Below are 11,042 nucleotides of genomic sequence, written 5' to 3'. Positions count from 1 at the left end.
TAAGAGACAGGCTGCTGGTCGACGGGGTGCGCCGGATCGACGCCAGCGTTTGGACGGCGGAGGACGACGGCGGCTCGTTCCCGGGCATCGCCGCGTCGTACGCGGCGGGGGTGGTCCGCTGCGACCTGGAGCGGGGCGCGGCGGAGCTGGCCGGTTCGCGGGTGGGCCGGGGCCTGTTCACCGCCAGCCCGTCGGCGCAGGACGTGGTGGCCGGCGCGATCCGCTACCCGGTGCACCGGGTGAGCGGCACGGGCGAGCTGAGCAAGCTCCCGGCCGCCGTGCAGGGCCCGCTGACCGCCCTGGAGGTGGCGGTCTCCGACGCCGTGCGGGCCGACGGCGACCTGCTGGTGGTGGACGGGCCGCTGCGCAGCCGGCGGAACCTGCCCCGCACCCTCGGCTACATCAAGACCCAGCACAGCCAGTACCTGGACGGTCGGCTCACCGCGGTGGTCACCGGGCTGGCCCCGGGGCAGCGCTGCCCGGTGTTCCGGCTGGGCACCGCGTGGGGCGGCTACTCGTGGTACCTGCGGCTGCCGGTGGCCGGCGGCGCCCCGTGGGCCGGCATCGTGCGGGTCGAGTGCTCCGCCGAGCTGACCGAGACCGAGGCCATCGCGCTGGCCGACCTGTCCCTGGTCACGCTGCCCCGGTTCGCCTCGACTCCGTACAAGGATCCGCGCGCCCCGCAGAACCTCATCCCCATCGCCGGCCTGGAGCGGCGGCTGCGCGGGATGCTCGGCGACGCCCGCCTGCTGCACCGGGTGCTCACCGCGGCGGCCCGCGGGATCCGGCGCTGATGGGCCGGCGGCGCGGCGCGGACCGGGCGGTCGCGCAGGTCGACACCGGGCAGGCCGAGCTGGTGCCCGACCCGGAGCGGCCGGGCTCCTGGACGTTGCTGCTCGACGGCGCCCCGCAGTCCCATGTGGACCTCACCGACCCCACCCACCTGGAGTTCGAGTACGTCCGGCGGCTGGCCGCCGCCATCGACCTGGTCGCACCGGCCGGCGCGCCGCTGCGGGTGCTGCACCTGGGCGGCGGCGCGCTCACCCTGCCCCGCTACGTCCAGGTCACCCGCCCCGGCTCGACCCAACGGGTGTCCGAGGTGGACGGCGCGCTCGTGGAGCTGGTGCGCCGCGAGCTGCCCTGGCCGGCCGACCCGCGGCTGCGGGTCCGGGTCGCCGACGCCCGGGCCACCCTGACGTCGAGCCGGGACGGCAGCTACGACGTGGTGCTCGCGGATGTCTTCGCCGGCGCCCGCACCCCCGCCCACCTGACCTCGGCCGAGTACGCCGCCGAGGTGGCCCGGGTGCTCCGGCCCGACGGCTGCTACCTGGCGAACATCGCCGACGGCCCGCCGCTGCGGCACGCCCGCGGGCAGGTCGCCACGGTGCGCACCGTGCTGCCCCGCGCCTGCGTGGTCGGCGACGCGGCGGTGCTGCGCGGCCGGCGCTACGGCAACCTCGTGCTCGTGGCGTCCCGGGTGGAGCCGCCGGTGCCGGAGCTGACCCGGCGGGCCGCCGGCGACTGGTTCCCCGGCCGGGTGCTGGCCGGCGCCGAGCTGGACCGCTTCGTCGGGGGCGTTCCGGTGGTCCACGACGCCGACGCCACCGACTCCACCCCACCCCCGCCCGGAATTTTTTCCGTCCGGCGTTGATCCGCTGGGCGGGCGGCTGCGTATCACCGGGCGGCCATGCCCGTGGGGGGTCGGCTGAGTCATTGGACACCGGAGGTCTTGCATGCATGCGGTGGCGGCCGGCTGGCACGGCGAGGTGGCGCGGCCCGAATGGATGTTCGCCCGGGCACAGCCCCGGTCGCGCGCGTCGAGGTCGGGCCGGGGGGTCGACGCCTGCCCCTCGGATCGCCAGAATGATCCGGTGACGCCGCGACCGGCGCCCGGACGCCACCAGGCCACGTCCACCGAGGCGAGCCACTCCGACCAGCTGATCCGGCTGCTCTACGCCGAGCACGCCGGGCCCCTGCTGATGTTCGTGATGCGGCTGACCGGCGGCGACCGGCAGCGCGCCGAGGACATCGTGCAGGAGACGCTGCTGCGGGCCTGGCGCAACGCGCACCGGCTGGGCACCCACGGTCAGGGGTCGCTGCGGCCCTGGCTGGTCACGGTGGCCCGGCGGATCGCCATCGACGAGCACCGCAGCGAACAGGCCCGCCCGGCGGAGACGTACGACCGGGACCTGACCGCGTTCGCCGAGGCGGACAGCACCGACCGGGTGCTGCGCACGATGACCGTGGCGGACGCGCTGCGTACGCTCAGCCAGTCGCACCGGGAGATCCTGGTGGCGACGTACTTCCGGGGGCGTACCGTGCCCGAGGCGGCCGAGGAGCTGGGCCTTCCGCTCGGCACCGCCAAGTCGCGGGTCTACTACGCGCTGCGCGCGCTGCGCACGGCTCTGCAGGAGAGGGGGGTGACGGAATGAGCCGCGCGGACCACATGGACGTCGCCGCGTACGCGCTCGGCGTGCTGGACCCGCAGGACACGGAGCGGTTCGAGGAGCACCTCGCCACCTGCTGGGCGTGCGCGGCGGAACTGGAGACGATGGTCCCGGTGGTGGGGCTGCTCTCCGGCATCGACGGCGAGGCGATGGCCGCGCTGGAGCAGACGCACACGGATCCGGCGCTGCTGGACCGCACGCTGGTGGCGGTCCGCCGCGACCGGCGGCGCACCCGGATGCGGCAGGTCTTCGCCGCGGCGGCGGCGGTCGTGGTGTTCGGCGGCCTGAGCGGCGTCGGCATGGCCGGGGTGTTCGGGGGCGGCGACGACAAGCCTCTCCCGCAGGCCCAGCCGACCCTCACGGCGCCCGTCACCGCCCCGCCGAACACCGCGGCGTCCGATCCCAACGACCCGAACGTCGGCGGCAACGAGCAGGAGGGCGACCAGCACAACGCGGTCGACCCGGGCACCGGCGTGAAGACCACGATGTGGCTGGCGTCGAAGGAGTACGGCACCCAGATCGACCTTCAGCTCACCCGCCTGCCCGGGCCGCGGACCTGCCGGCTGGTCGTGGTCCGTAAGAACGCCACGAGCGAGGTGGTCTCGACCTGGTCGGTGCCGGGCGGCGGCTACGGCACGAACACCAACCAGCTCCCGCTGGAGCTGAGCGCGTCCACGTCGGCCCCGCTCAAGGACATCGAGAAGATCCAGGTGCAGTCGGTCGACGTCAACGGCATCGCCAGCCCGCTGGTGACGGTCAGCGACCTCTGATCCCGCCGGAACGCCGGCGCCGGGCAGCGACACCGCCCGGCGCCGTTCCGTCGTTGCCGGGGTTGCCGTCCCCGATGTGCTCCCCCACGCGCCGCCGGGCGGATCGGTTCAACGGATCCACTGTGAAATGGAGCACCCTTTTCTCTTCAACCTTGACAGGGTGCCGCCCGTACTACTCGGCGAACTGCTGAGAACGAGGAGGGCACGTGGCACACCTGAAGCGGACGACCGTCATCGTCGCGAGCGCGATGGTCGCACTAACGGCCTGCGCCCCCGCGGGCTACGACGGGGCGAACTCGAGCGCGGCCGAGCCGGTCGCCGTCGCCGCGGCCGAACCCACCGCGTCGGCCGAACCGGAAGCCTCCGCGTCCCCGGACGCGCCGGCCGACAAGGCGCCCCCGTCCGACGTGCAACTCACCGACGAACTGGTCGGCAAGAAGCTGCCCCGGATGGGCAAGGTCGTCACCGACCAGGACGGCTGGGTGCTGTACCGGTTCGACAAGGACTCGGCCGACCCGGCGCAGTCCAACTGCGTGGACAAATGCGCCGAGGTCTGGCCGCCCGCGCTGACCGACGGCAACCCGCAGCTCGAGGGCGTCTCCGACGACAAGGTCGGCACGGTCACCCGGCAGGACGGTACCCGGCAGATCACCATCGGGGGCTGGCCGGTCTACCGCTACATCGGGGACAAGAAGCCCGGCCAGTGGAAGGGCCAGGGTGTCGGCGGGACCTGGTTCGTCGTCGACCCGAACGGCAAGAAGAACCTGACCTGCCTGCCCACCGGCACCCCCAAGGCGGTCGCGCCGCCGGCGTCGGGCGACTCGGGCGGTGACTCGGGCTACTCGTACTGACGGACCCCGGACACGGTGGCCGGTCGCAGCCGGGGAGGGCGCGGCCGGCCACCGTCGTGGTTCCGGGACGACGGCTTTCCGGCAGCCCCGCGTCCCGGCGCGGCGCCGGTCCGATACGGGCCGGCGCCGCACACCCGCGCCGGCCGCCGCGTGTCCGCTGTCACCGGAGGACGTCATGGCAGAGTGGCGGGGTGACCTCCCCCGCCGCCCGCCGGACGCTGCGCCCACCGGCCGGCTACCGACTGGCCGCCTCGGTCCGCGCCCTCACCTTCAGCCCGTACGACCCGTGCGCCCGGGTCGCCGCCGGCAGCTTCTGGTGGGCCACCCGCACCCCGGCCGGGCCGGCCACCCTCGCGCTGCGCCCCGAGGCGGGCGAACTGGTCGCCGAGGGCTACGGCCCCGGGGCGGACTGGGTGGTCGAGCGGGCCGACGCGGTGGCCGGGCTCCGCGACGACCTGACCGGGTTCGCCGCGCTGGCCGGCGCGCACCCGCTGGTGGCCCGGCTGGCCCGCGAGCACCAGGGGCTGCGGATGCCCGCCACCGGCCAGGTCTTCCCCCGGCTGCTGCGGGCCGTCCTCGAGCAGAAGGTCACGGGCAAGGAGGCGTACCGGGCGTACTCCGCGACCGTGCGGCACTTCCGGGAGCCGGCGCCGGGGCCGCTGCAACCGCTGCTGCTGCCGCCCGAGGCCGCCGCGGTGGCGGCCACGCCGTACTGGGTCTTCCACCCGTTCGGGGTGGAGCAGCGGCGGGCCGACACGCTGCGCCGCGCGGCCGCCGTCGCGGACCGGCTGGAACGCTGCGCCGACGGCGCCGAGGCCACCCGCCGGCTCACCGCGATCGCCGGCATCGGGCCGTGGACCGCCGCCGAGGTGGTCCGGATCGCCTACGGGGACCCGGACGCGGTCAGCGTCGGCGACTACCACGTCCCGAACACGGTGGCCTGGGCGCTGGCCGGGGAGCCGCGCGGCGACGACGCCCGGATGCTGGCCCTCCTCGAACCGTTCCGGGGCCACCGCGGCCGGGTCTGCGTGCTGCTGGAGGCCGCCGGCATCCAGGCGCCGAAGTACGGGCCGCGCGCCCCGATCCGCTCCTTCGCCGGCTACTGAGGCGGCGACGCCGGCCGGTGCCCGGCGCAGAGCCGGCGCAGGGTCCGGCCGAGCCACCGGGCGTACGCCTGCTGGACCGCCCGGCTGAGCGGCCCGGCGGCGCGCACGTACCAGTGGGCCGGGCGGCTGAACGCCGTCACCTCGAACCAGACCCCGTCGGCGGTTCGGGTGACCAGGAACGACTCCTCGCCGATCTCCGGGTGCCCGGGCAGGGTGCCGTAGCCGAATCCGGCCCGGTCCGGCTCGTCGGCCGTCCAGACCACCTCGGTCGGGCCCCAGATCCGCAGCGGGCCGACGCCCAGCCCCGGGGTGACCCGCACGCCGGCGGCGGCGCGCGGCGCGTCGGTGCGCATGACGACGCCGGCGGCCCGGTGCAGCCGCCAGCCGAGCACCGCGTCCGCCGCGGTCGCGAAGGCGCCGTCCGGCAGCCGGACCCGGTGGCGCAGGTGGTCGTAGCCAGCCGGCAGGCGCCCGTCGCGGGTCGCCCCCACCTCGGGGTACGTCAGCTCGGGCACGTCGGCCTCCTCCTCGCGGAAACCCCGCCAGCGTACGGCCGGGCGGGGTGGCCCGCCCGGCACCGGTCCGGCCGGCTGTGGTGGGCTTGCGGGGTGACCGAGCAGCTGACCGTCGCCCCGGCCGGTGTCGCGGACGCCGGCGAGATCCTCACCGTGCAGCGCGCCGCGTACCTGGTGGAGGCGCAGCGCTACCGGGACGTGTTCCTGCCCCCGCTGACCGAGACCCTGGACGAGGTCCGCGCCGCCCTGGCCGGCCCGACCGTGGTGCTGGCCGCCCGGCTGGGGCCCCGCCTCGTCGGCTCGGTACGCGCCCGCGTCGACGGCGACACCGCCCACGTGGGCCGGCTCGCGGTCGCCCCGGACCAGCAGGGGCGCGGCGTCGGTGGCCGGCTGCTGACCGCGGTGGAGGCCGCCTGCGCCGGGCGGGTGACCCGGTTCGCCCTGTTCACCGGCGCGGAGAGCGCGGAGAACCTGGGCCTGTACGCGCGGCGCGGCTACCGGGTCGTGGCGCACCGGCCGGACGAGAACGGCAACCGCCTGGCGGTGCTGGAGAAGCTCGTCGCGGGTGAGCCGGGCGCGGTCAGGCCCGCTCGCAGCGGCGTCTGAGCCCGTCGGCCTCCTGCCGCAGGTAGCGGCGGATGGTCCGGCCGGCCAGCAGACCGACGAGCCCGGCCAGCGGGCCGGTCTGGGCCATCACCAGCTCGGCGCGGACCCGCCCGCCGGCCAGCGGGACGAGCCGGTGCTCGCCGCGGCTGCGCACGCCCGGGCTGTCGGACTCCCAGACGAAGAGGCGCGGCGGGTCGAACTCGGTGACCCGCCAGACCGCCGGGCGCAGCCGGGGCTGCGCCAGCCGGGCCGTCGCGCCGAGCGTGAGCGGGCCGGGCTCCAGCCGCCGGGCGGAGGTCACCGAGGGCGTCCACTCCGGCCAGCGCTCCACGTCGGTCTGCACCGCCCAGACCCGGTCGGCGTCGGCGGCGATCTCGACGGACTCGACGAACCGCATGCCGCTCCCCCTCCCAGGTGTGGTCAGGGTCAGGCTACGCCGGGGATCGACGGCGGGTGATCCCGGTCAGGCCGCCTCGCGGAGGTCGGCCAGGCCGACCGGGGCGTACCGCCGGAGCAGCAGCTCCAGCTCGGCCACGGAGGCCACCTCGCCGACGACGTTCGCGCCGCCGCCGTGCTCGGCCGGGTAGCGGTGCACGAGCCGGTAGCGGTACCGCCCGCGGATCAGTTCCACGCTGACCCGCCAGCGACCGCAGCATCCGCAGCTCCACTCCGGCACGCCGCGACCGTAGCGCTGACCTGCGGTTTCACCATCCGGTCGCGGGTGACGAACGGGCTCGGGACGGGACACGCCGCCGCGTGCCGCCGGTGATCTGCCTCACCACCGTCGGTGGGGTCTGATTGACTGGTCGCCGTGGACCTGCCGATCAATCCGCCGGTCGAGCCGATGCTGGCGAAGAGCGTGCCCCAACTGCCCACCGATCCCGGCCTGACCTACGAACCCAAGTGGGACGGCTTCCGCTGCATCATCTTCCGCGACGGCGACGAGGTCGAGCTGGCCAGCCGCGGCGGCAAGACGATGACCCGCTACTTCCCGGAGGTGGTGGAGCAGGCGCGCCGCCAGCTCCCGGAGCGCTGCGCGGTCGACGGCGAGCTGATCGTGATCCGCCGGGACGGCCCCGGCGGCCAGCCGCGGCTCGACTTCGAGCTGCTGGCCCAGCGGATCCACCCGGCCGCCTCCCGGGTGAAGCTGCTCGCCGAGACAACCCCGGCCGACTTCGTCGCCTTCGACCTGCTGGCCCTCGACGACGAGCTGCTGACCGACCGGCCCTACCCGGAGCGCCGGGGCCGCCTGGAGAAGGCGCTGGCCAAGGTCCGGCCGCCGGTGCACGTCACCCAGGTGACCACCGACCCGGAGACGGCCCGGCGCTGGTTCGACGTGTTCGAGGGGGCGGGGCTGGACGGGCTCATCGTCAAGCCGGCCGACCTGCCCTACGAGCCGGGCAAGCGGCTCATGTTCAAGGTCAAGCACGCGCGCACGGCCGACGCCGTGGTGGCCGGCTTCCGCTGGCACAAGTCCGGCCCGGTGGTCGGCTCGCTGCTGCTCGGCCTCTACGACGACGCCGGGGTGCTGCACCACATCGGGGTGAGCTCCTCGTTCACCGCCGCGCGCCGCAAGGAGCTGCTCGACGAGCTGGAGCCCTACCGGGAGGTCGGCGGCGACCACCCGTGGGTGCACGGCGACCACGAGCGGGGGCAGCGCATCCCGGGCGGGGTCAGCCGGTGGACCGGTGGCAAGAACCTGGAGTGGGAGCCGCTGCGCCCGGAGCTGGTGGTCGAGGTGGGCTACGACGCCATGGAGGGCGACCGGCTGCGGCACACCGCCCAGTTCGTCCGCTGGCGTCCCGACCGCGATCCCCGCTCCTGCACCTACGACCAGTTGGAGCGCCCGATCCGCTACGACGTCGACGAGGTGCTCCGGGGAGACCCGGCGGCGACCGTCGGCGACGGGCCCGGCCAGGCGTAGCCTGGCGGTCCACACGATCATGGAGGGCTCCCACGTGACCCGCTTCCCCGTCCGGCTCCGCCGCCGGCCCGCCCTGGCCGGGTTCCTCGCGGCGCTGGTGCTCACGGCCGGCTGCACGCTGCCGGCGTTCGCCCCGCGGGCCGAGAGCCAGGGCGAGGCGGCCGCACCGGGCACCGCGCCGACCTGGCGACCCTGCCCCGAGGTGCCGGACGAGCTGGTCGGGCGGGGCGCGGCGGGCATGCGCTACGACTGCGCCCGGATCGCCGTACCCCGTGACTGGGGCACCGGGGCGGCGACCGGCGCGACCGCCGGGCCGGGCGCCGGGGAGACCTTCGAGATCGCGCTGATCCGCATCCGGTCGGAGAAGCAGCGCGACCGGATCGGGTCGCTGGTGGTGAACCCGGGCGGGCCGGGCGCGTCCGGCGTGGACACGGCGGTCTACCTGTCCTTCGGGCCGGGGTTCGGCGGGCTGCCGGCCGGGGTGACCGACCGGTTCGACATCGTGGGCTTCGACCCGCGGGGGGTGGCCCGGTCCAGCCCGGTGAAGTGCATCTCCGACGCCGACCTGGACGCCAGCTTCGGCTACGACCCCGACCCGGAGAGCCAGGCGTCCTTCGACGGCTTCGTCGACCTCAACCGGCGGGTCGGCGAGCGGTGCGGCGCGAAGTACGGCGCCCAGCTCCCGCTCTACGGCACCGAGCAGGCCGCGCGGGACATGGACGCGGTGCGCGCGGCCGTCGGCGACGACAAGCTGACCTACCTCGGCTACTCCTACGGCACCCTGCTCGGGGCGACCTACGCCCAGCTCTACCCGCAGCGGGTGCGGGCGCTGGTGCTCGACGGGGCGGTGGACCCGCGGCAGCAGCTCCTGGCCGGCTCGGAGAGCCAGGCGAAGGGCTTCGAGCGGGCGTTCGACAACTTCGCCCGCTGGTGCGCGGCGAACGCCGGCCGCTGCCCGGTCGCGCCCGACGCGCGGGCCGCGGTGACCACGGCCATCGACAAGGCCAGGGTCTCGCCGGTGCGCGGCCGGGACGGCCGGGAGGCCACCGCCGGCTGGGTGTTCTACGCGGTCATCTCCTCCCTCTACACCGAGCAGGGCTGGCAGGAGCTGGCCCGGGCGCTCGACGACCTGCAGGGCGGCGACCCGAGCGGCGTGTTCAAGCTGGCCGACGCGTACGCGGGGCGCGAGGACGACGGGCACTACTCCAACATGTTCGACGCGAACATGGCGGTGAACTGCGCCGACGAGACCGAGAAGCCGACCCGGGAGCGGATCCGGTCGATCCAGTCGGAGTGGCGGCAGAAGTACCCGCTGTTCGGCCCGGCGCTGGCGGTCGGGATGCTGGGCTGCGTGGAGTGGCCCGGTGGGCGGGATCCGTACCCGACCGGCAAGGCGGCCGGCGCGCCGCCGATCCTGGTGGTCGGCACGACCGGCGACCCGGCCACACCCTACGAGCAGACGGCCGCGCTGGCCTCGATGCTGGGCGTCGGCCGGGTGCTCACCTGGGAGGGCGAGGGGCACACGGCCTACCCGCAGACCGCCTGCGTGACGGCGGCCGTCGACGCCTACCTGGTCTCGCTCACCGTCCCCCGGGAGGGGCTGCGCTGCCCCGCCCGGTGACGGCGCGCGGGCCGGTCAGCCGGCCGCCGGGGGCGTCCAGCCGAGCGGCAGGTGCCCGATGCGGACCCGCTGCGGGTGGTCGCCGACCGGCACGCTGGCCACCTTCTGCCCGGTGGCGAAGCTGATCGCGGTGACCCGGTCGGCTCCGGCCTCGGAGATGACGCAGTCCCGGCCGTCCCCGCTGACCGTGGCCCAGTACGGCTTGCTGGCCGGCACGAGAGTCCCCTCCCGCAGGGTGGCCCGGTCGACGACGGTGGCGTAGTCGTCCATGGTGCCGGCGACGCAGAGCCGGGCGCCGTCCGGGCTGACCGACAGGCCGTGGTGCCGCGAGTCGTTCACCCAGGTGGTGCGGTCCTCGCTGGTGGCGGGGTTCTTCGGCAGGGTGGCGACCCGGGTGATCCGGTCGGTGGCGACGTCGTACTCGACCAGGCCGTTGAAGAACGAGACCTGGAAGTAGAGCCGGCTCCCGTCCGGGGTGAGGACCGCCGGGCGGACCGCGTCGGAGAGGTCCCGGCGGCCGGCGGCGTCCAGCCGCGACCGCATGTCGATGACCTTGACCACGCCGAAGGTGGTGGTGTCGGCGACGGTGATCCGCCGGTCGCCCTTGGTCCAGTCCAGCCAGGGTGCGTCCAGGTCGGTGTTGACCTCGCCGATGGACATGTTCCACAGCCTTCGGCCGCCGTCGGTGAAGATGTTCTCGTGCGGCTTGTCCCCGGTGGGGAAGGAGCCGAGCTGCTGGCCGGTGCGGATGTCGAGCACGTGCACGGTGTTGCCGGTGGAGGCGGAGACGGCCACCCGGCTGCCGTCCGGTGACACGGCCATGTGGTCGGCGCGGTAGCCGGAGACCGCGAAGCGCCAGCGGATCTGCCCGGTGGTCAGGTCGACGGAGACCACGTCGGCGAAGCTGGGCCGGGACACCACCAGGGCGGTCCCGTCCGGGGTGGTGTACATGTCGTCGACGAGCTGGTCGTGTCCCTCGCCCGGGCCCTGCCGGATGCCGAGGAAGAACGCCAGCCGGATCGGGTTGAGGTAGATCTCGCGCAGCCGCTCGGTCCGGTCCGGGACCACGTTGATCCGGCCGAGCCGCGCGTAGTCGCCGCGGGACCGGATGACGTCGGCCGTCCCCTCCCAGTTGTTGCCGACGAACAGCACCTCCTGGAGGTCCACGGCGGCCGCGGCGGGGCGGGGGGCCGCCGTGGACC

13 protein-coding genes are annotated in these 11,042 nt (G+C 75.3%); 9 read left to right on the top strand and 4 right to left on the bottom strand.

The features are described from left to right. The 6 genes from F8274_RS27095 to F8274_RS27070 all read left to right on the top strand — a co-directional run. On the top strand, positions 1-794 hold a 794-nt coding region (locus F8274_RS27095; protein WP_151465195.1), incomplete at its 5' end, for a hypothetical protein. Next, the gene (locus tag F8274_RS27090) at positions 794-1,651 is read left to right on the top strand and encodes a spermidine synthase (RefSeq protein WP_151465194.1); all 858 of its coding nucleotides are present in this window, start codon (positions 794-796) and stop codon (positions 1,649-1,651) included. The genes F8274_RS27095 and F8274_RS27090, both read left to right, overlap by 1 nt. An 82-nt stretch (positions 1,652-1,733) precedes the next feature. Continuing rightward, on the top strand, positions 1,734-2,432 hold the full coding sequence (locus F8274_RS27085) for a sigma-70 family RNA polymerase sigma factor (RefSeq protein ID WP_151465193.1): 699 nt from the start codon (positions 1,734-1,736) through the stop codon (positions 2,430-2,432). Next, positions 2,429-3,217, top strand: coding sequence for an anti-sigma factor (locus tag F8274_RS27080; protein ID WP_151465192.1), 789 nt, complete (start codon positions 2,429-2,431; stop codon positions 3,215-3,217). The genes F8274_RS27085 and F8274_RS27080 overlap by 4 nt, the downstream gene beginning before the upstream one ends. Before the next feature lie 206 nt (positions 3,218-3,423). Beyond that, positions 3,424-4,068 carry a hypothetical protein gene (locus F8274_RS27075; protein WP_151465191.1) on the top strand — a complete coding sequence of 215 codons (645 nt, stop codon included), beginning with the start codon at positions 3,424-3,426 and terminating at the stop codon, positions 4,066-4,068. Positions 4,069-4,259: 191 nt separating this feature from the next. Further along, positions 4,260-5,174 carry a DNA-3-methyladenine glycosylase gene (locus F8274_RS27070; protein ID WP_151465190.1) on the top strand — a complete coding sequence of 305 codons (915 nt, stop codon included), beginning with the start codon at positions 4,260-4,262 and terminating at the stop codon, positions 5,172-5,174. Here F8274_RS27070 and F8274_RS27065 read toward each other — a convergent pair. After that, positions 5,168-5,689, bottom strand: coding sequence for a DUF1990 family protein (locus F8274_RS27065; protein WP_151465189.1), 522 nt, complete (start codon positions 5,687-5,689; stop codon positions 5,168-5,170). The two genes, F8274_RS27070 and F8274_RS27065, sit on opposite strands and share 7 nt — an antisense overlap. 93 nt (positions 5,690-5,782) lie before the next feature. Between F8274_RS27065 and F8274_RS27060 the strand changes: the two genes are divergently transcribed. Further along, complete coding sequence (locus F8274_RS27060; protein ID WP_151465188.1) at positions 5,783-6,295, top strand: GNAT family N-acetyltransferase; 513 nt, start codon at positions 5,783-5,785, stop codon at positions 6,293-6,295. Here the strand turns inward: F8274_RS27060 and F8274_RS27055 are convergent. Continuing rightward, complete coding sequence (locus tag F8274_RS27055; protein WP_151465187.1) at positions 6,270-6,692, bottom strand: SRPBCC family protein; 423 nt, start codon at positions 6,690-6,692, stop codon at positions 6,270-6,272. The two genes, F8274_RS27060 and F8274_RS27055, sit on opposite strands and share 26 nt — an antisense overlap. 66 nt (positions 6,693-6,758) lie before the next feature. Then, positions 6,759-6,971 carry a hypothetical protein gene (locus F8274_RS27050; RefSeq protein ID WP_091311643.1) on the bottom strand — a complete coding sequence of 71 codons (213 nt, stop codon included), beginning with the start codon at positions 6,969-6,971 and terminating at the stop codon, positions 6,759-6,761. A gap of 135 nt (positions 6,972-7,106) precedes the next feature. Here F8274_RS27050 and F8274_RS27045 point away from each other — a divergent pair, with 135 nt between their 5' ends. Next, positions 7,107-8,219, top strand: coding sequence for an ATP-dependent DNA ligase (locus tag F8274_RS27045; RefSeq protein ID WP_151465186.1), 1,113 nt, complete (start codon positions 7,107-7,109; stop codon positions 8,217-8,219). Between the two features lie 34 nt (positions 8,220-8,253). Continuing rightward, positions 8,254-9,840: an alpha/beta hydrolase gene (locus F8274_RS27040; protein ID WP_225853996.1), complete on the top strand. Its 1,587-nt coding sequence runs from the start codon at positions 8,254-8,256 to the stop codon at positions 9,838-9,840. A 15-nt stretch (positions 9,841-9,855) separates the two neighbouring features. Here the strand turns inward: F8274_RS27040 and F8274_RS27035 are convergent. After that, a partial coding sequence (locus F8274_RS27035) for a YncE family protein (RefSeq protein WP_151465184.1) occupies positions 9,856-11,042 on the bottom strand: 1,187 nt, incomplete at its 5' end.

Source organism: Micromonospora sp. AMSO31t, from assembly GCF_008868175.1.
In the GTDB taxonomy this organism is placed as follows: Bacteria; Actinomycetota; Actinomycetes; order Mycobacteriales; family Micromonosporaceae; genus Micromonospora.
The sequence above is the reverse complement of the archived record's forward strand: the minus strand, read 5'-3'. Positions and strand labels throughout refer to the sequence as shown.